Raw genomic sequence first — 21,016 nt, 5'->3', positions numbered from 1 at the left:
GCAAAGTCAAGCGTAATTTAGAAGCGATTGTCGGGCTGGCCGAATCCACCCTGCCCTGGCTGGCCGAACCCACCTTGCCCTGGCTGGCCGAAGCCACCTTGGCCTGGTTGACCGAAGCCACCCTGCTGAGGATTCTGGTGCGGCGCCCCAAAACCATCCTGCTGTGGCGGCTGCCCCGGCTGACCGAAACCGCCTTGGTTTGGCTGACCAAAGCCACCTGGCTGTGGTGCTTGCGGAGCCTGTGGGGTCTGTCCGAAACCACCAAAATCACCCTGTTGTGAGGCTTGTTGCGGCGCAACAAACCCGCCGAACTGCTCTGTCGTTGCGGCTGCAACACCAGTTGCGTCATCATCAGGGTTGCCGTTCATTTCTGCTTGCTCCGTCAGCTTTTCAAACCGCTGCGGACCATAGTGACGAATATCTGCCAACACCTTGTCCAACCGGTCCTGGGTGATGCCCTCATCAGCTGCGATAATCACCGCTGCGGTATCCGTATTATTTGGACTCATCAGCATGAACCAGTGGTCATGCACGCCCAGCGGCAGCTGTGCCTTGCCACCGGACTGCGCGCCCTCATCAGCAATCGACAGTTCCGTGTCAGCAAAAGCCCGCGGCGGCTCAAAAGGATTCCATCCGGTCTTGACAGCAACGTCGACACCGCACAGGTTCACGGATCGTCCACTCGAGACCATCCGCGGTGCCTGGATCACTTCTTCTTTGTCCACACTGAATTCGCTGCCGCGGTCGGTACGAATCAACTTCCCGTCTTTGAGCGCCACTTGCACCCGCACTGGGCGGAAACCTGGTCGACTCGGAATGCGTCCGGTGAAGTATTTCATCAGATACAGCACCAGCAGCGGAATCAGCAGCGCCAGCAGCAGCACACCGACCAGCGCTGCGCCAAACACGGCAGCGTCCACTGGCGCAGTCATCGAACCGGTGGCCTTCACATCCACGGTTTCTTCCCCATCGCCTGATTCCTCGGCAGCTTTAACCGGCACGACCCCATCAATGGTGGCGTCGACGGCCTTGTCGGTGGTCACCTTCAGCGTCAGCATTTTTTCTTCGCCGCGCTGCAGAGTCAGCGGCGAGTCCTTGGTGCTTTGCGACGAAATCTTCAGATCGGAGCCATCCGAAGCAGTAATCGTGGTGTCGTCGATCCACACTTTGCCTGGACCAGTGATTGGCAGTTCCACTTCGGTTTCATTACCGACCATGGACAGCGTCACTTTGCCAGGAAGCTTCGGCATGTTGGATGGCGCAATAGAAATCGGTGCTTCCAATTCCAGTGGCTCCAACTTGGTGCCCGGCGCGTCATCAGCGTCTGCGGTGGTGATGTCTACGCGCAGTCGCAGGTTACCGGCGAAGCGGTTTTCCACCGTGTTCAAACCAATCTTGGTTTCACCGGAGGCAATGTCTTCATTCGTTGCCAGCTGTTTTGGTTTACCACCATCAACCGGCACCAACTCGGCAGTCAGTTTCGCTGAACCGTCCAGCTTGCGCACTGCCCCATCGGCACCAATCAACGCCACTGCCAATTCTTCATCTGAAGACTTGGAAATCGAACCTGCCCCGTCATCAACCTTCAGGGTTAGACCGGGCGCAATCGACATGGTCGCGCGGTAGCTCGCGTCCTTATTATCTGTGCGGTAGCCGAATTTCCATTGCCCTGCCCACTTGCCGTCGCCTGGTTCCAAGCGCACGTCGACCATGCCCGGCAGTGCGGCATTGGTCTTCACTGCAAGCTTGTGTCCATCAACTTCGACGTTATCGCCGGTCAGGTCTACTTTGTCACCCGATGGACTAGTCAAAGTTGGCACAATTTCGCCGTCGGTTTTCCGGTCAGGCTGTGCCGAGAGCTGAACGGGTGCCACTGAGTCATCCAAAACGAAGGTGTAGAGATCATCGATGGCGATGTCTTCGCGGCTGTTCGACGCACCCTTCGGCAGCATGGAGCGGAACGCAGCAAACAACGCTACTGGGTCGTCAGCTGGCAGCATCGCCCCGTTGGCTGGAACCCCGGAGCAGTCATCATTTTCGGCAATGTCCTTCAGGCGTTCTGACGGCGAATCGTCACTGTCGCCGACGCTTAGCCCGATGGTGAAAATTCGAATGCCCGCGGACCGCAGTCGCGCCACGGGACCGGCTTCCGAGCACACTTCGTCCATAATTTGGCTAGACGAGGTGCCATCAGCAGTTGGCTGACCGTCCGAGAAGAACAGCACGGCGCGACAATCTGAGCCGCTGCTGGCGGCATCCTCGAAAGCACCAGCGAGGCCTTTGCGGTAGTCAGTCCAGTTGCCGTTGTCGCGGTCGCGGAATTTCTCCACTTCGGACTGGACTTTCCCGCCGTCGCCTTCCAGCTCCATCCAGTCGCCGTAGCGGGTGTAATCATCAGCGAAACCGGCCAAACGCAGGTTGAACTTCGCCCCAGTGTCCTGCGAGTAGTTCGCCAGCTGAGCAACGAAGTCGTTCGCTGCGTCCACACGCATGCCCTCTGGGTCCGTACCCTTCCAATTGTCACTGTCGGACAGCGAACCAGATTCATCAATCACCAGCACCAAGTCCGCGCCGCCGCTACCGGCAATGCACGCACCGAAGTCAGCCAGCGCTGGCGGAGTTTTGGCGTCGGTGCCGGAATTGTTCGACTTCGGGGCTGCACTTGGTGGCTGTTGGGTGGCACTTGGCGCAGGCGAATCGGGACTGCCCGGTGCCGGAGCATCAGGGTTAGGTGCCGGCATTTCCGGAGCTGTAAACTCCGGCAATTCCAGTTGCGCTGACGCCACCGGAGCGCCGACCCATAACGTCAATAAGCACGAAAAGACAACTGCAACAAGACGTTTCATGGCTAAATAATCCCCGACTTCGACACGGACAAAGCGATTTCAATAGCGGTAACCACGACGGCAACCAGCCCGATGCCAGCAGCGGCACGGTAGGTCACAATCTGCCCGTAAATGCCAATGTAAGGCCCCTCGGACTGCCGCTTAGTGTCCTCAGTCAGGTACACGCCGAGCAGCACAAACGTCGCAATACCGGCCAGCGCCCACCCGATGACCGCGAGCACCAAGTACGACGTATCGGTCGCAGTAAACGGACCAAAGTGCGCGACCAGCCCCAGAATCAAACCAAGGACAGCGGCCACCATCGCGGCAATCACCCAACTCCACGGACCGGAGCGGAAGGTCAACGGTTCCGAGGAGGTACCGCCGTCAAAACCGGAGCTTGTCGACGAATTGGAACCGAACCCACCCGACTGAGCTGGCGCTGGGGAACCAAACCCACCGGACGGGGCAGGACTAGGGGCTGGGGAACCAAAGCCCTCGGAATTCGGGGAGCCGAACCCACCAGAGTTGGGGGCGCCAAAACCACCGGGATTCGGAGCGCCGAAGCCGCCAGAGGTTGGGCCAGCAGCTCCCGGAGTGCCGAAGCCGCCGCTAGGGCCTGGCTGGTTAGGCTGCGGTGAGCCAAACGGACTGCTCATTAAGAATGCCTCTCATAAACACGTATTTAATGAGTCAACCATATGTGAAAACCAGCAAGTAGACCGTTCAAGTAGCCCAAATAGAAAATTTGGTACACCGAATCAGGTAGAATGGCAGCCATAATTTAAGACTGACTTTGACCTCACGGGAGCGCCCACCGATACCGGCGCTGAGAGGACGCCAGGAATCGGGCGTCGACCGGTTGAACCTGACCGGGTAATTCCGGCGTAGGAAAGGAAGACATGGCTACTCGTGCCGAAAAGTCTGCCCCACCACAGGCAGGCCACGTAACCACCGGTCCGATCTACCGCAGCGAAAAGCGCTACGAAACCCTCACCCACGAGGGTGTGGAGATGCAGATCCCATGGCGCCGCATCAACCTCACGGATGGCACCCACTTCGACGCGTACGACACCTCCGGTCTGTACACCGAAGAAAACCCAGAACTGAACCTGGAAGTTGGTCTGCCAAAGACCCGTAACAGCTGGCCAAAGCCAGAAGCTGCCCAGGCGTCTGAGCAGAAGCCAGAACTGAAGGCCACCACCCAGCTGGCATGGGCCCGCGCCGGCATCGTCACCCCAGAGATGGCGTTTGCGGCTGCTCGTGAAGGTGTTGACCCAGAAATCGTTCGGGAAGAGGTCGCTGCCGGCCGTGCAGTTATCCCGGCGAACCACAAGCACCCAGAAGTCGAACCAATGGTTATTGGTAAGCGCTTCGCCGTGAAGATTAACGCCAACATTGGTAACTCCGTGGTCACCTCTTCCATTTCGGAGGAAGTGGAGAAGATGGTGTGGGCTACCCGTTGGGGCGCGGACACCATCATGGACCTGTCTACCGGTGCCGACATCCACGAAACTCGCGAGTGGATTCTGCGTAACTCCCCAGTGCCAGTCGGCACCGTGCCTATCTACCAGGCGCTGGAAAAGGTCAACGGCGACCCAGCTGCCCTGACCTGGGAAATCTACCGGGACACCATCATTGAGCAGGCTGAGCAGGGCGTTGACTACATGACCGTCCACGCTGGTGTGCTGCTGCGCTACGTGCCACTGGCTGCCAACCGCGTCACCGGCATTGTTTCCCGCGGCGGTTCCATCATGGCGGCATGGTGCCTGGCGCACCACCGGGAATCCTTCCTGTACACCCGCTTTGCTGAGCTGTGCGAAATCTTCGCCAAGTACGACATCACCTTCTCCCTCGGCGACGGCCTGCGCCCAGGCTCCATCGCCGACGCCAATGACCGCGCACAGTTCGCGGAGCTGGAAACCCTCGGCGAGCTGACCAAGATTGCCAAGAGCTACGGCGTGCAGGTCATGATTGAAGGCCCAGGCCACGTGCCAATGCACAAGATTGCCGAGAACGTACGTCTGGAAGAAGAACTGTGTGAAGAAGCACCGTTCTACACCCTAGGCCCACTGGCAACCGACATTGCACCAGGCTACGACCACATCACCTCCGCGATTGGTGCGGCGATTATTGCGCAAGCTGGCACGGCCATGCTCTGCTACGTCACCCCGAAGGAGCACCTGGGTCTGCCGAACCGCGACGACGTCAAGGTCGGCGTGATTACCTACAAGATTTCGGCGCACTCCGCTGACCTGGCGAAGGGCCTGCCGAAGGCGCAGGAGCGCGATGACCTGCTGTCGAAGGCGCGTTTCGAGTTCCGTTGGCACGACCAGTTCGCGCTGGCGCTGGACCCAGACACTGCGCTGGACTACCACGACGAAACCCTGCCAGCGGAACCGGCAAAGACCGCGCACTTCTGCTCGATGTGCGGTCCGAAGTTCTGCTCCATGCGGATTTCCCAGGACGTGCGCGACTATGCGAAGGAAAACAACCTGGAAACGGTAGAGGCTATCGAAGCGGGTATGGCGGAGAAGTCGGCGGAGTTCACCGAAGCTGGCAGCCGAGTTTACCTGCCGATTACCGAACAGTAGTCATAATTTCGTATCCTGTTTGCGTCTGAGCAAACAACCTCAGTATTCACGCGGTGACCTTGTGTCCCGCGTGATACCTATTTCTATCGCCCAATAAGTAAGGAGTTGGCCGGTGGCATCTTCGACAACAAACCCTGCTCTAACTGAAGAGTTCTGGAACGCGAAAGCCGCAGACTTCGCCCGTTCCCAGGACCTCGAGGACAGCCGTGTCGTCGACCTGACAATCGAGTCCCTGAACAAGCATGTGGGCCTCGCTGGCCAACTCATCCTCGATGTGGGCGCGGGTTCCGGTCGCTTCGGCTTGCCGCTGGCCGCCCACTGCAAGCGCGTCGTGCTTACCGACGTATCCCCGCGCATGCTGGAAGAAGCACTTCACCGCGCCGAGGAACGCCACATCACCAACACTGAATTCCGCGTCGCCAACTGGATGAATGTGGACCTTAGCCTTGAGGGCTGGAAGGGCGCATTCGACCTTGTTTTCGCATCCATGGTGCCGGTGTTTGCGCACCCAGAAGCCCTTGCCACTATGACGGCCGCCAGCCGCGGGTGGGTAGCAATCACCCAGTTCACGCGTGGTGACGATAACATCAGCGACGCGATTCGTACCGGACTCGGGGATACCGCTGCCGATCCACACAATGATCCGCAGCGCACTGCCGACCTGATCGAGTTGTTGAAGGCCCAGGGACACGAGCCAATTGTGGACACCATTGGCTTCGACACTGAGATGACCTACACCTTTGATGGGGCAGTGCAGCGCTACTCAGGCCGGTTCAGTTCTCAAGCGCAAGCGCAGGGTACTTCCGTCAATAAGCTCCTGGAACCGCTCCGCGAACAGTACGGTGACGCCATTCCGGTACGCCGCCGCACTGAAAAGTCCATCGTGTACTGGCGCGCACAGTAGAGCCGCACCGGGATTTCCGATGCGGCTTTTGGGTATCCACTTATTGGATGTAACTAGCTCTTGACTCGGTGTTGCCGAACCTCAGCAGGAGGCAGTCAGACTGCCGGGTTTTTAGGCGGTGGCGTCGATGGACGCGGTGTGGGTCTTCTTCTTCAGCAGCAGCGCGCCGCAAGTAGCAATCAGACCAACCACGGACATCATCAGGCCGACGCCGACGCCGCCGTACTCAGCAGCAATTTGTGGGGCCAGCAGCGGTGGCACTGCACCACCGATAATCGCGGCCAGGTTGTAGGCCATGCCTGCGCCGGTGTAGCGGTTCTTGGTGGAGAACATCTCTGGCAGCAGTGCGCCCGCTGGGCCGTAGGACATCGCGAAGATAACCAGGGTCAGGGTGAGGCCAGCACCGAAGGCCAGCAGGGAGCCTTGGTCCATAATCATGAAGATTACTGGGCTGAGCAGCAGGGTGCCGATGGTGGACATCAGCATGACATTGCGGCGACCAATGCGGTCCGACAGGATGGCCGCACCCATAATCACAGCGCCGAAGATAACCGAAGCGGTCATCCCCATAGCCAGAACCTCGGTGCGGGAGTGCTCCAGAATCTTGGTGCCGTAGGCGGTCAGGTAGGACGTGCCCATGTAGAACATGGAGAAAATAGCCGAGCATGCAATACCGCCGATGACAACCTCACGCCACTGCTCCTTGAAGGTGGCGGCAAATGGCAGACGGACCTTCTCTTCAGCAATGGTGTTGCGAGCAGCAGCTTCGCGTTCCTTTTGCTTCTGGAATGCTGGGGTTTCGCTAATTGCAGTACGGACATACAGACCGACAACAACCATGACGATGGACAGCAGGAATGGGATACGCCAGCCGTAGTCCATGAAGGCATCAGACTTGTCGCCGAGCACCAGGCCGGTAACCAGGAAGGTGCCGGAGGACAGGAAGAAAGCAATAGCGGCGCCGACCTGTGGGAACATACCGTAGAAGCCACGCTTGCCCTCTGGTGCGTATTCTGCGGTCAGCAGCGTTGCACCGGCCCATTCACCACCGATGGCTAGACCCTGCAGGAAGCGCAAGACCACCAAGCTGATTGGTGCGAGTACGCCGATACCGGATTCGAAAAGTCCGAAGACACCGGTGTTGGCGCCTGGCAGCACACCGATGAGGATGGTGGCGATACCCATGATGAGCAGCGTCCACACTAGGGTCTTTTTGCGGCCAATGCTGTCACCGAAGTGGCCGAAGAAGATGGCGCCGAGCGGGCGGGCCAGGAAGGCGACGCCGAAGGTGGCGAAGGAGGCGACCACAGCGAGGGCCGGGGTCATCTCTGGGAAGAATAGTGCTGGGAAGACCAGCGCGGCTGCGGTGCCGTAGATAAAGAAGTCGTAGAACTCAATGGTGGTGCCGACCAGGCTGGCTACGGCGACGCGGCCCATGCCCGGCTTCTTACCGCCGGCGAGTTCAGTGTCGGTGGCGCCAGCGGCAGGTGCGCCGGCGGTTGGGGTGGCGACGGTTGCATTCCGTCGCGTGGTTACGTTCGTCAACTCGAGTCTCCTTGCTCAAATACTTACTCAGTTTTTGTGACTGCCATCACAAGTGAACTTGTGTGAGAAGGAATCTAGCGAGCGACGATTAACCGGCAATACACCCCGAAGAGGGTATGACCTATTTCACACTCACGGCAGCAGGCCTAATGCCCGGGCGCGCGCCACGCTGGCGGTCCTGCCGCTGGTACCCAATTTGCGGGCTGCGCTGCGCAAATACGCTTTCACTGTTTCTGTTTTTAGCGCCAATCGGTCGGCTGCTTCGGCGTTGGAACACCCCAGCGCGACTTGCGACAACACGTCTAATTCGCGGGTAGTAAGGGTGGGCAACGCTTCCCCCTCCGGCACCGGCGCCGAACGTCCAACCCGCGCCAACCCCAACCCCGCATTGAGCAGCCGCTGCCGCAGGTCCGCATCCTCAACGCTGGCCGCAATCGTCCGCAGCTCCGCATGCAACTCCCGCAGCTCTTCCCGCACAGAGGTGGTGACAAACTCCTGGGCACTATTGGCCGCCGCAGTTTCTGCAAGTTGCATCCTGCGGTCCACTTCATCGCGAATCCGCAGCTCTTGGCCAGCTTGTCGCGCCAGCGTCACCAGCCCATCTTTAACACGGTCGCCGAATTGCAGCTGCGCCCGGTGCGCAACGTACAGCACCATGCGCGTACGGTCGCCCATAATTGGCACTGCCGCAACCGTCCGCAACCCCTCGCGTACCACCGCGAATTGATAGTCGTCGGTAATGGTTGCGGCGGTGAGATAGTCCGCCACTGCGCCGGGCCTATTATCCCGCAATGCCAAGCCGCCAAGCCCGCGACCTGCAACAATGTTGAGGTTTTTCACGGCATCGGTTTGAGTTCCGGAGTAGGCCCCCATCACTACCCCGGCGCTATCCCCTAGTCCGGCGAATGCCACCGGCAGGTCAAAGTCTTTTCGGACATTCCGCACGAGTTGGCGTGCAAGGTCGATATCGGCGGGCCTCATGATTGCGGTCCTTGTTTACACTTACAGGGGTCGATTACCAGTATAAATCATACTTTTGGCGGGCTAAATACCTCCATATCTGCGCACGTCATTCACCCCAGTACCCGCACTTCCGATACCCCCGCACAGGGTCGCCGCGCACCATATACTTAAGCCATGAATGCGAACCTCCGTGCCTCCGACGATGATCGCCAGCGCGTTGCAGACCTCCTTGCCCACGCCGTTTCCCGCGGCCAGATCACCCTCCCTGAGATGGAAGATCGCATCACCGAGGCTTGGGCGGCCGTGAAGGTGGCCGACCTATATCCGCTTATTGACGATTTGGTTCCGCATCCCGAGCAAGCGCTCAGCGCACCTTACGCAGGCAGCGGCCCTTATACTGCGGGCTTGCCAGTTCCGGCACCGAACTATGCTGTCGCAGAAACCAGTGACGCGCGTTCGATGCCGCCGCTGGACGTGGCAAAGCAGTATGTCGTCGAAGGAGCAGATGCTTTCCCGGTCTCTGTTTGTTTGATGTTCGGCCTTGAACGCAATGGCAGTTGGACTGTGGCGCCGCAACACACCAACTTCACCATCCTGGGCGGTACTGAGTTGGATCTCACCCGCGCGCGGCTGAGCGCGCAGCACACCACTATTACTGCGATCGCGATTATGGGTGGTATCCAAGTAGTGGTGCCGGAAGATATCCGCCTGACGGTCTCCGGGTTCGGCATTATGGGTGGTTTCGGGTCTACTAGCCACAAAGACGTCACCATCTATAACGATCATCTGCCCGCCGATGCGCCATCGGTAACCGTCAACGGCGTAGCGATTATGGGCGGCGTGGAAGTGAAACGAGTTCCTCGGTACCGCAACCGCGCTGAGCTTGAAGGCTAACCACTTAGCTAACCAGATCCGTCTGCTCATCGATCCGTCTGCATTTCTGCGCGCATCGCCAGACTGATTCACATCGCGCTGGTCATTGCACTCCGAGGTGCTCCAATACGTCAACAAGCGCGGACGTCGCGGCGCCACGCCCACCCTCGCACCACCGCAAACACGCTTGCCTCACCAGCACTGCCGCACTGCCAAGTGCGGCGCTGCACCACGGCGATCACTTTCGCACTGCCAACCAAAGCCCACCACGCCAAAATCCTCCCGCATGGCAGTGCGAAAGTGACGACTAGGGCCACGCACCAACCTTCAGCACCACACACCTCGGGTCAGCACGGGGATATTTCCCTCGCCACCGGCACCGCTGCTCCACCGGAAACACCCACGGACCAAGGCAAACTCCCTCGCACCACCGCAAACATGCTTGCCTCACCAGCACTGCCGCACTGCCTGGTGCGGCGCTGCACCACGGTGATCACTTTCGCACTGCCAACCAACACCCACCACGCCGAACCCCTCCCGCATGGCAGTGCGAAAGTGACGACGAAGCTGACATCGGTTTTGTGCAGGAGAACCTAAAGGTAAAGAGGGCTGTATCTGTCAAGCATTACGACTATGGTGATAATCGTTCGCAACTATTCACCGCCCGGAAGGTTACTTTCATGAGGTTCATGGAAATCGCAGACTTCGCAGCGCTTCAAAAGCAGCCGGAGCTCGAGGGATGGATCCGGTCCAGTGCCGAGGTCACCACTTCCCTACCTGTTCACGACCTCATCGCTGACGGCGACATGTCGCTCATTGACAAGTGCGCCGAGCTCGAACGCCGCATTATTAGCTATTTCGAGCAGCACATCACGGGCAGCGACGACCCAATGAGCGTTGGCGGTTCAAGGCGGATTGACGCTCAAGAACGCATTGACACTGATGACCGCATGCTGGAAAAGAGCATCGGCGAAGTCATTCGTACGCACACGAACGGCCGTTGGGTGCGACTTTCCCCGGAACTAGGTGGGCTGGATGGGTACGGAGTATGGGTGCCCTCTGAGCAGATCGTGGTGCCATTGACCATGCTGAAAGAGCTGCACAACACGCGCCGAGAACACACCTTCGACATCTACATCATCGGCCTTGAGGGTGAGAGCGACCCCCAGGAGAGTGAGAGCGACCCGACGGAAAGGTGAGCAGTTCCAACGGAGGCGCGAGAGCGGCCACAACGTCAATAAGCCCAAACGCCAACAAACAAAAAACCCGCACGGTAGCTGCCAACATGGCAACCACAGTGCGGGTTTACAACTGCCGCAACCCGGCGAAACCGGGCAGGCGGGCTAGGGTGAGCTAGCCCAGCAGACGGTGACTAGTCGCGGAAGTCCGACAGGTCATCCAACGGAACGGCAGGGCCAGCGGTGTCGAAGTAGCCGTCCTCCGCGGAGTAGAAACCATCGCCGTAGGACGGGATGGAGTACGCCGCAGCGCGGGCCGCATCAGTCGGCTCAACCGAGATGTTGCGGTAACGCGCAATACCGGTACCAGCTGGGATGAGCTTACCGATAATGACGTTTTCCTTCAGACCGATCAGCCTGTCGGAGCGCTTGTTGATAGCAGCATCGGTCAGGACACGAGTGGTCTCCTGGAAGGATGCAGCCGACAGCCACGACTCGGTCGCCAGCGACGCCTTGGTAATACCCATGATTTCCGCACGGGCCTTCAGCGGCTCGCCACCCTCAGCCATCACCTGACGGTTAATGTGCTGAGCCTCGGTGTGCTCCACCAAGGAACCAGGCAGGTACTCGGTCGAACCAGCGTCGACAACAATGTCGCGACGCAGCATCTGACGGACAATGACCTCAATGTGCTTATCGTGGATAGCCACACCCTGGTCACGGTAGACGCCCTGCACCTCATTAATCAGATACTTCTGCACGCCGACGCGGCCACGAATCTTCAGCACCTCGTGCGGATCCGCGCCACCCTTCAGCAGCTGCTGACCAGCAACAACGCGGTCGCCGGAACGCAGTGGCACACCCTGCATGACCTCAAAGAGGCCCTGACGCTTCGACAGCTTCTCGTAGACAACGTCGTCGAACTCCATGCCATCCTGCTGATCTGGGTGCAGGGTGATGGTGTAGAACGCCGCGTCGGAGGTCTCATCGATGGTGATGGTGCCGGAGTACTCAGCCAGTGGGGACTTCGCCTTTGGCACACGAGCCTCGAAAAGCTCCTGAACACGAGGCAGACCACCGGTAATGTCGCCACCGGTACCACCGGAGTGGAAGGTACGCATGGTCAGCTGGGTACCAGGCTCACCAATGGACTGTGCCGCAACAATACCGACAGCTTCGCCGATATCGACCAGCTTGCCGGTCGCCATGGAGCGGCCGTAGCAGGTAGCACAGACACCGGTGGTGGTGTCACAGGTCAGAATCGAGCGGACCTTAATCTGGTAGACCTCAGCGGCCAGCAGCTTCTCAATGTCGTCCGCACCAATGTCAGTGCCCTTAGCGACGATTACGTTGCCTTCGGCGTCGACAGCGTCGGCAGCAAGGATACGAGCCATCGCGGAGGTCTCGATGTAAGGGTCGCGGACGAAGTTACCCGATGGGTTACCGTCGATACCGATTTCCTCATTAGCCAGGTTGACCAGCACACCGCGGTGGGTGCCACAGTCGTCCTCGCGGACAATGACGTCCTGCGCGACGTCGACCAGACGACGAGTCAGGTAACCGGAGTCTGCGGTACGCAGCGCGGTGTCAGCCAGACCCTTACGGGAACCGTGCGAGTTGTTGAAGTACTCCAGAACCGTCAGGCCTTCCAGGAAGGAAGACTTAATTGGGCGGGTGATGTACTCACCGTGTGGGTTAGTAACCATGCCCTTCATGCCGGCCAGGGAACGAATCTGGCCCATGTTACCGGCCGCACCCGACTTCACAATCATTGGAATTGGGTTGTCCAGCGGGTACATGGCTTCCAGCTTCTGGCCGACCTCTTCGGTCGCAGCCTTCCACAGCTTCACCAAGTCCTCGTGGCGCTCCAGCTCGGTGATGGCACCACGGTCGTACTTCTTCTCCAGGCGCAGCGCCTGCTTTTCGTAGCCGTCCAGAATGTTGAACTTCTCTGGCAGGGTCAGAACGTCGGACATGGAGATGGTGACACCGGAACGGGTTGCCCAGTAGAAACCGGCGTCCTTCAGCTTGTCCATGGTCTGCGCCACGGTGATCATTGGGTACTTGGCAGCCAAGTCGTTGATCATCGGGGTCAGGCCACGCTTCTTATCCATAACGCCTTCGACGTATGGGTAGTTCCATGGCAGCAGCTCATTGAACATGACGCGCCCCAGGGTGGTTTCAGCCAACCAGGTCTGGCCCTTTTCCCAACCATCTGGGAACTGCTCAGCTTCAACCTCTGCAGGTGGACGCAGGTGCGAAATACGCACGCGCATCGGTGCCTGCAGGCCGAGAGAAGGTACGCGTGGCAGCGTTGGGTTCTCTGGGTCTGGGTCCGATGGGTCAACCACTAGACGGTCGTGCGCCATGATGGCTTCAGCCACAGACTCGTAGACACCTTCAGCTGGCTGTTCGCCTTCAGCTGGCTTGTAACCGCCGAGCTGTTCTGGCTTCTCCAGGGTCAGGTAGTACAGGCCGGTGACCATGTCCAGACGTGGCATAGCCAGTGGCTTACCGGAGGCTGGCGACAGAATGTTGTTCGACGACAGCATCAGGATGCGGGCTTCCGCCTGCGCCTCTGCAGACAGTGGCAGGTGAACTGCCATCTGGTCACCGTCGAAGTCGGCGTTGAACGCTTCACATGCCAGTGGGTGCAGCTGAATAGCCTTGCCTTCCACCAGCACTGGTTCGAAGGCCTGGATACCTAGGCGGTGCAGGGTTGGTGCACGGTTCAGCATCACTGGGTGCTCACGAATGACATCTTCGAGCACGTCCCACACGACGGAACGCTGACGTTCCACCATGCGCTTAGCGGACTTGATGTTCTGTGCCTCGCGCTTTTCCACAAGCTGCTTCATGACGAAAGGCTTGAACAGCTCGAGCGCCATCAGCTTCGGCAGACCACACTGGTGCAGCTTGAGCTGCGGACCAACGATAATCACGGAACGGCCGGAGTAGTCGACACGCTTACCCAGCAGGTTCTGACGGAAACGACCCTGCTTACCCTTCAGCAGGTCAGACAGCGACTTCAGCGGACGGTTGCCCGGTCCGGTGACTGCGCGGCCACGACGACCATTGTCGAAGAGGGCGTCAACGGATTCCTGCAGCATGCGCTTTTCATTGTTGACAATGATTTCTGGCGCGCGCAGGTCGATCATCCGCTTCAGACGGTTGTTGCGGTTGATGACACGGCGGTACAGGTCGTTGAGGTCGGAGGTCGCAAAGCGGCCACCGTCCAGCTGCACCATTGGGCGCAGCTCTGGTGGGATAACCGGGATGCAATCCAGGATCATCGCAGCTGGGTCGTTTTCCGACTGCAGGAAGGCCGAAACGACCTTCAGGCGCTTCAGCGCACGCAGCTTCTTCTGGCCCTTGCCGTCGCGAATGATTTCGCGCAGGGACTCAGCTTCAGCTTCCAGGTCGAAGTTGCGAATCAGGGTCTGAATCGCTTCAGCACCCATGCCGCCGGTGAAGTAGTCCTCGTAGCGGTCGAGCAGCTCATTGTAGATGTTCTCATCTGGAATGATCTGCTGCGGAGCCAGCTTGACGAAGGTGGTCCAGATTTCATCCAGACGGTCCAGTTCGCGCTGGGCAGCGTTGCGGATGGAGTTCATCTCACGCTCAGCAGCGGACTGCACCTTCTTGCGGGCGTCAGCCTTGGCACCTTCAGCTTCCAGTGCCGCCAGGTCCTCTTCCAAGGTCTGGGCACGGTCGTTGATGTCGGAGTCACGCTCGCCTTCGACGATGCGCTTTTCCTCTTCCATCTCTGCCAGCAGCGTTTCCATGTCTTCATGGCGCGCTTCTTCATCAACGGTGGTGATGATGTTGGCAGCGAAGTAAATGATCTTGTCCAGATCCTTCGGCGCCAAGTCCAGCAGGTAACCCAGACGGGATGGCACACCCTTGAAGTACCAGATGTGGGTCACTGGAGCGGCGAGCTCAATGTGGCCCATGCGCTCACGGCGGACCTTCGACTTGGTGACTTCAACACCACAGCGTTCACAAATAATGCCCTTGTAGCGGACACGCTTGTACTTGCCGCAGGCACATTCCCAGTCGCGGGTTGGACCGAAGATGCGCTCACAGAAAAGGCCGTCCTTCTCTGGCTTCAGGGTTCGGTAGTTAATGGTCTCAGGCTTTTTGACTTCGCCTTTGGACCAGCGGTGAATATCCTCGGAGGTCGCCAGACCAATCCGAAGCTCTTCAAAGTTGTTGACGTCGAGCACCTTGTTCCCTTTCCCCTCGTTAAAGAGGGATGTCAGTGCGTAGAAGTTCTAAATATCTAGATCTATAAGTGGACTGTTTCCAGCCCGCGGCGGCCACAATTGTGCGGCCGCCACCAGTTATGACTGTGGGGACAGGTAGACCCTATGCGGTGTCAACGTCGGAACGTTCATCCCGCGACAGGTTGATGCCCAGCGCCGCAGTGGCGTTATCGAGCTCATCATCGTCGGAGGTGGACAGTTCCATCGGAGTGCCGTCAGCACCCAGAACTTCAACGTTGAGGCATAGCGACTGCAATTCCTTGAGCAACACCTTGAAGGACTCAGGGATACCTGGGTCTGGGATGTTTTCGCCCTTAACAATTGCTTCGTAGACCTTCACACGACCAACCACGTCGTCCGACTTGATGGTCAGCAGTTCCTGGAGGGTGTAAGCAGCGCCGTATGCCTGCATTGCCCACACTTCCATTTCACCGAAGCGCTGGCCACCGAACTGTGCCTTACCACCCAGTGGCTGCTGGGTAATCATGGAGTATGGACCAGTGGAACGTGCGTGAATCTTCTCATCGACCAGGTGGTGCAGTTTCAGCAGGTAAATAACGCCAACGGAAACTGGGTACGGGAATGGTTCACCCGAACGGCCATCAAAGAGTTGCGCTTTACCTTCACCGTCGACCATTACTTCGCCGTCACGGTTTGGGCGTGTTGACGCAAGCAAACCGTTCAGCTCAGCATTGGAAGCCGAGTCGAAGACCGGAGTGGAAACCAAAGAGTCCGCCGGAACGTCATAAAGCTCCTGTGGCAGTTTCTTGGCCCAATCTGGGCTGCCTTCAATGGTCCAGCCGGTCTTTGCCAACCAGCCGAGGTGCACTTCCAGCACCTGACCAATGTTCATACGACGAGGCACACCGTGGGTGTTCAAGATGACGTCGACTGGGGTGCCATCTGGGAGGAATGGCATGTCTTCCTGCGGCAGGATCTTACCGACAACACCCTTGTTGCCGTGGCGGCCAGCGAGCTTATCGCCGTCCTGGATCTTGCGCTTCTGAGCAACGTAGACACGAATCATTTCGTTGACACCAGCGGCCAAGTCATCTTCGTCGTCGCGAGAGAACACGCGCACGCCGATGACCTTGCCGGACTCACCGTGTGGCACCTTCATGGAGGTGTCACGGACTTCGCGAGCCTTCTCACCGAAGATAGCGCGCAGCAGACGCTCTTCTGGGGTCAGCTCAGTTTCACCCTTCGGGGTGACCTTACCGACCAAAATGTCGCCATCGCGGACATCAGCACCGATGCGGACAATGCCGCGCTCGTCGAGGTCCTTCAGGACTTCCTCAGACACGTTCGGGATGTCGCGGGTGATTTCCTCTGGACCCAGCTTGGTGTCGCGAGCATCGATCTCGTACTCCTCGATGTGGATCGAGGTCAGAGTATCTTCCTCAACCACACGCTGGTTCAGGATGATGGCGTCCTCATAGTTGTGGCCTTCCCATGGCATGTACGCCACGATCAGGTTACGACCAAGGGCCATTTCACCATTGTCAGTTGCCGGACCATCCGCAAGAGCCTGGTTAAACTCCACACGCTGACCTGCGTCAACAAGCGGAACCTGGTTGTAGCAGGTGCCCTGGTTGGTGCGCTCGAACTTACGCAGCATGTAGGTGTCGCGGGAACCATCGTCGGCCATCACGGTGACGTAATCGGCGCACACGGTCTCCACCACGCCAGCGCGGCGAGCCAAGATGACATCACCGGCGTCATGCGCAGCACGTAGCTCCATGCCGGTACCAACCAGCGGAGCTTCCGAACGCAGCAGTGGCACAGCCTGACGCTGCATGTTCGCACCCATCAAGGCACGGTTCGCGTCATTGTGCTCCAGGAATGGAATCATGGCCGTAGCCACAGAGACCATCTGACGTGGGGACACGTCCATGTAGTCAATGGAAGTAGCCGGGACAACTTCAACGTCGCCACCGCGCATACGCACAGCCAGGTTCTCCTCGACGAAGCGGCCGTTCTCATCCAGCTCAGCGTTCGCCTGAACAACGACGTAGCGGTCCTCTTCATCAGCGGTCAGGTACGCGATTTCATCGGTGACCTGGCCGTCGACAACCTTGCGGTATGGGGTCTCAATGAAACCGAATGGGTTCACGCGGGCGTAGGTCGCCAGGGAACCAATCAGACCAATGTTCGGGCCTTCTGGGGTCTCAATTGGGCACATACGGCCGTAGTGCGAAGGGTGGACGTCTCGGACTTCCAGGCCGGCACGCTCACGTGACAGACCACCTGGGCCCAGCGCGGACAGACGGCGCTTGTGGGTCAGACCGGACAGGGAGTTGTTCTGGTCCATGAACTGCGACAGCTGCGAGGTACCGAAGAACTCGCGGATGGCGGCAGAAACCGGACGCACGTTAATCAGAGTGGTCGGCTGGATGGACTCGGCATCATTGGTGGTCATGCGCTCACGCACGACACGTTCCATACGGGACAGGCCGACACGAACCTGGTTCTGAATCAGCTCGCCGACGGTACGCAGACGACGGTTACCGAAGTGGTCAATGTCGTCAACCTCAATAGGCACCTCAATGCCCAGTGGGGAGGTCATCTTACGTTCGCCGGTGTGCAGGCGCACCAAGTATTCGATGGTGGTAGCAATGTCCTCTTCGGACAGCACCATTTCGCCTTCAGCGTCGCCGCCGAGGCCCAGCTTACGGTTGACCTTGTAACGGCCGACCTTCGCCAAGTCGTAGCGCTTCGCCTTGAAGAAGCTGTTCTCCAGCAGCGCGGTCGCGGACTCACGGGTTGGCTGCTCGCCTGGACGCTGCTTGCGGTAGATCTCCAGCAGTGCGGCGTCGGTGTTTTCAACACCGTCGTTTTCCAGAGTGGACATCATGATTTCGGAGAAACCAAAACGTTCCACGATCTCTTCGGTGGTCCAACCAAGAGCCTTCAGCAGGACGGTAACCGGCTGACGGCGCTTACGGTCGATACGGACACCAACGGTGTCGCGCTTATCGACGTCGAACTCAAGCCATGCACCACGGGAAGGGATGATCTTCACCGAGTGCAGGGTACGTTCGGAAGACTTGTCCAGGGTTGCGTCAAAGTAGACACCTGGGGAACGGACCAACTGCGAAACAACGACACGCTCGGTGCCGTTAACAATGAAGGTGCCGCGGTCGGTCATCATTGGGAAGTCGCCAATGAAGACGGTCTGGGACTTAATTTCACCGGTTTCGCGGTTAATGAACTCAGCGGTCACGTACAGCGGCGCCGAGTAGTTGATGTCCTTGTCTTTGCACTCGTCGATGGAGTTCTTGACTTCATCGAAGCGTGGTTCGGACAGGGTCAGCGACATCTTCTCGGAGTAGTCCTCAATTGGGGACAGTTCCGCAAGAATGTCTTCGAGGCCACTTGTTACCTTGACCCCCTCTCCAAGTTCCTGCTGTCGTTTTGCGCGCCATTCTGGCGTGCCAATAAGCCACGAGAATGACTCGAGCTGCAGATCAAGAAGTCCGGGAACTGGGATCGGTTCGCTAATTTTTGCGAACGAGTACCGCTTTGAAGCCCCGGGGATACCTGCCACTGTCGTAGTTGGGCGGGAGACTGCCAAGATGCGTCCTTCCAGCACCTCATGCGGGGATCAGTGCCGATGCCTGGCACCAATCTACCGCGTGGGTATTTGTGAGCGTTTTACCTGCTCGGAATCGTGTTGGTGCACATATGCGACTAGCTGGCTAACAAACTTCGTCAGCCCGCTACCCTACAGCCCTTAGGTAGCCCTAAAGGACCTTGTCAAGTCGGTTATTTTCGCTTGTAGCCGAAGCTACTGCAAGAAATAATTCCCCCGATTGTCAAGGTCTGTAGATGCGTATATACACCAGATTCCAGCGCAACGATATAGCCTATACCCGATTAGCGCGGTTGTCTAGTCGGTGGGGCTACTGTTTTCAAGTTGGTCTGGCGTTGGCGTGACGTCCGGTCGGCGTGGCGCTCACATTCGCCCGCTCGGCACGCCAGCTGGTGCAGCCTTAGGCCGTTGTAGCCTGCTTACGTCCCGGCCGGAACGCACCAATGAGGCCGATGAGGGCCAGAATAGCACCCAACGTCAGCAAAACAATACTCGAAATGCGGACAATTTTAGGATCCTTCACTTTGGCGGCCGCATCGAGAATCTTTCGACTGTCTTCATCCGATACTTGACCATTGAAGCGCAACAGTATGCCGCGTTCGTCGCCCTGTTCATTACCCCAGTACTCATGCAGATCCTCGTGCACACTGGCAACCAAACCGGTACGCGGTTCGACATACCAATCGCGGGTGACTGTGTGGAAAAGGAACTGACGTTCATCCTTGCCGTTGTGCTTAGCCGTGCGCTTGAAGACTTGGTTCGGGTAAGCCTGCGCCACATTCACCTTGTCAATGACCTGCTGGAAGCGGTACACCTTCGTGCCAGCAATCTCAGTTTCTTCAACGAAACGCGCAGTTTCCGCCCGCCGAATCACATCGTCGAACACCTGGTAGTCCTGCTTTTCCGTGCCCACCGGGAACTTAATCCACTGGCCCTCCATGTCTACCTCGGCAGGGTCCCCCGCGAGCTGGTCCGTCACGCGCGCTGGCCCGGTAGCCTGCGCAGTCACTCGGTCGATGGGCACCAACCAGACGCGTGCGGTAATCAAGTCCTTAATCTCATCTTCGGCGGAGCCGTCACCGTTCTCGCTGGTGCGACCGGTGGTGGTACCGACTCGGAGCGTCACCATCTTGTCATCATGCGGCGGCACCACCTGAGCGTGGAACTGCTTTTTCACCGGCTGCTTAATAGTTTCCTTGTGCTCCCCAACCAATGGAGTCGACTCGGCGTTCTCGTCATAAAGCGAAAGTGTGGTGGTTGGAATGTTCAACGGCATCCGGCCATCGGTGGGGATAAACCGCGGCGCGAAAAATCCTGCGGCGAGGAGAACACAGCCCAGCATGATGAGCAACACGGACACGACACGAGAACGAGGTAGCATGCCTTAACCATACCCAGCAGCCAGCAAGATATTGCATTTTTATGTGGAAGTTGGGGCTGTTTACGGCGCTGCGATTCGGGCGTTGATACTGTCGGGAACATGGATAACAGTGGCGCAGAATATCGCGGGATTCGGCTCGGCAATTCGGACCGAAACCGTGCGATTGAGGTGCTCGGCATGCACTTCGCTGAGGGCCGGTTGGATATTGACGAGTTCGAAGAGCGCACCGCCCACGCCGCAACTGCAACCACTTTCGCGGACCTCGAGCCACTCTTTGCCGACCTGCCTGGCGGAACGCCGACGACGGAAGCGGCTGCTGGGCCTACCGACTCCCCTGGTTCCGGCTCCTACCTCGGCGGTGCGGGCGCTTCGCCATCGGAACTCGCCATGCAAGCCGACTTGGAACAGCTGCGCCGCAAAGGCAAAGTCGTCAAGACCGTCGACTCTGTCGTGTGGACCCTCGCATTCATTACCTTCTTCGTGCTCATGTTTGCCGACGCGACCAGCATGTTTTGGGTTGCGCTGCCCGTTGCCGGCGCCCTTTCCGTGGGCATTCGGTTGGTCACCGGGCTTGATGACGATGACGAAGAGGCTTTCGATGAACTGGAAAAGGCCGAGCAAAAGGAGCGGCGGAAGCGTCTCAAGTTGGCGGTGGAGCGTCGCAAAGAGCTTGAGGGGTAAGCGGGCTTCGGGGGTCTGCGGTTCCCGTGGAGTTCCCGGCAGGACGCTGCCCGTCTTGCAAAAAGCCTTACTGACGGCCGCGAACGCGGCCGGCCTTTTTAGGTGGGACGTCAGGAGCTGCATTGACGTTATGCCCCCGCTGCCCTGCTTCCCTTTAGCGGGCGTACGGCTTTCAGAACGCTAATTCGCCTGACCAACCACGCCCTACCGTGGCA

At 58.7% G+C, this 21,016-nt stretch carries 13 protein-coding genes and 1 riboswitch; of the genes, 5 read left to right on the top strand and 8 right to left on the bottom strand.

Annotated elements, in window-relative coordinates:
- Nucleotides 1-17 precede the first annotated feature (17 nt).
- Nucleotides 18-2,846, bottom strand: coding sequence for a VWA domain-containing protein (locus A3EC_RS0100880; protein WP_083879911.1), 2,829 nt, complete (start codon nucleotides 2,844-2,846; stop codon nucleotides 18-20).
- Between the two features lie 2 nt (nucleotides 2,847-2,848).
- Nucleotides 2,849-3,484 (bottom strand): ICP22 family protein, encoded by a 636-nt coding sequence (locus A3EC_RS0100875; protein WP_018023265.1) that lies wholly within the window; start codon nucleotides 3,482-3,484, stop codon nucleotides 2,849-2,851.
- A gap of 135 nt (nucleotides 3,485-3,619) precedes the next feature.
- Nucleotides 3,620-3,738, top strand: a riboswitch (TPP riboswitch).
- Here A3EC_RS0100875 and thiC point away from each other — a divergent pair.
- Both thiC and A3EC_RS0100865 read left to right on the top strand, forming a co-directional pair.
- Nucleotides 3,728-5,419: a phosphomethylpyrimidine synthase ThiC gene (thiC, locus tag A3EC_RS0100870; RefSeq protein ID WP_018023264.1), complete on the top strand. Its 1,692-nt coding sequence runs from the start codon at nucleotides 3,728-3,730 to the stop codon at nucleotides 5,417-5,419. (Overlaps the previous riboswitch by 11 nt.)
- A 112-nt stretch (nucleotides 5,420-5,531) precedes the next feature.
- Entirely contained in the window at nucleotides 5,532-6,323 is a 792-nt protein-coding gene (locus A3EC_RS0100865) for a class I SAM-dependent methyltransferase (protein ID WP_018023263.1), read from the top strand.
- Nucleotides 6,324-6,434: 111 nt separating this feature from the next.
- Here A3EC_RS0100865 and A3EC_RS0100860 read toward each other — a convergent pair whose 3' ends face one another.
- Both A3EC_RS0100860 and A3EC_RS0100855 read right to left on the bottom strand, forming a co-directional pair.
- A complete protein-coding gene (locus A3EC_RS0100860) occupies nucleotides 6,435-7,868 on the bottom strand; it encodes an MFS transporter (protein WP_018023262.1) in 1,434 nt (477 codons plus the stop codon).
- 132 nt (nucleotides 7,869-8,000) lie between these two features.
- Nucleotides 8,001-8,849 (bottom strand): LuxR C-terminal-related transcriptional regulator, encoded by an 849-nt coding sequence (locus tag A3EC_RS0100855; RefSeq protein WP_018023261.1) that lies wholly within the window; start codon nucleotides 8,847-8,849, stop codon nucleotides 8,001-8,003.
- A gap of 156 nt (nucleotides 8,850-9,005) precedes the next feature.
- Here A3EC_RS0100855 and A3EC_RS0100850 point away from each other — a divergent pair, with 156 nt between their 5' ends.
- Nucleotides 9,006-9,725 (top strand): DUF1707 SHOCT-like domain-containing protein, encoded by a 720-nt coding sequence (locus A3EC_RS0100850; RefSeq protein ID WP_018023260.1) that lies wholly within the window; start codon nucleotides 9,006-9,008, stop codon nucleotides 9,723-9,725.
- Between the two features lie 110 nt (nucleotides 9,726-9,835).
- Here the strand turns inward: A3EC_RS0100850 and A3EC_RS12830 are convergent, their stop codons facing one another.
- Nucleotides 9,836-10,021, bottom strand: coding sequence for a hypothetical protein (locus tag A3EC_RS12830; protein WP_156812790.1), 186 nt, complete (start codon nucleotides 10,019-10,021; stop codon nucleotides 9,836-9,838).
- A gap of 363 nt (nucleotides 10,022-10,384) precedes the next feature.
- Here A3EC_RS12830 and A3EC_RS0100845 point away from each other — a divergent pair, with 363 nt between their 5' ends.
- A complete protein-coding gene (locus A3EC_RS0100845) occupies nucleotides 10,385-10,903 on the top strand; it encodes a hypothetical protein (RefSeq protein WP_156812789.1) in 519 nt (172 codons plus the stop codon).
- A gap of 173 nt (nucleotides 10,904-11,076) precedes the next feature.
- On the opposite strand, the gene A3EC_RS0100840 is transcribed toward A3EC_RS0100845, so the two are convergent.
- The 3 genes from A3EC_RS0100840 to pgfA form a co-directional block, all read right to left on the bottom strand.
- Complete coding sequence (locus tag A3EC_RS0100840; RefSeq protein WP_018023258.1) at nucleotides 11,077-15,108, bottom strand: DNA-directed RNA polymerase subunit beta'; 4,032 nt, start codon at nucleotides 15,106-15,108, stop codon at nucleotides 11,077-11,079.
- A gap of 142 nt (nucleotides 15,109-15,250) precedes the next feature.
- Complete coding sequence (rpoB, locus tag A3EC_RS0100835; protein ID WP_083879955.1) at nucleotides 15,251-18,721, bottom strand: DNA-directed RNA polymerase subunit beta; 3,471 nt, start codon at nucleotides 18,719-18,721, stop codon at nucleotides 15,251-15,253.
- 418 nt (nucleotides 18,722-19,139) lie between these two features.
- Nucleotides 19,140-20,120, bottom strand: coding sequence for a cell envelope lipid trafficking protein PgfA (gene pgfA / locus A3EC_RS0100830; RefSeq protein ID WP_026162053.1), 981 nt, complete (start codon nucleotides 20,118-20,120; stop codon nucleotides 19,140-19,142).
- A 99-nt stretch (nucleotides 20,121-20,219) separates the two neighbouring features.
- Between pgfA and A3EC_RS0100825 the strand changes: the two genes are divergently transcribed.
- Entirely contained in the window at nucleotides 20,220-20,801 is a 582-nt protein-coding gene (locus A3EC_RS0100825; protein WP_018023255.1) for a DUF1707 SHOCT-like domain-containing protein, read from the top strand.
- The last annotated feature ends 215 nt before the right edge of the window (nucleotides 20,802-21,016 follow it).

This window comes from Corynebacterium ulceribovis DSM 45146 (genome assembly GCF_000372445.1).
Taxonomy (GTDB): Bacteria; Actinomycetota; Actinomycetes; order Mycobacteriales; family Mycobacteriaceae; genus Corynebacterium; species Corynebacterium ulceribovis.
This window is presented reverse-complemented; position numbering and strand designations above follow the sequence as displayed.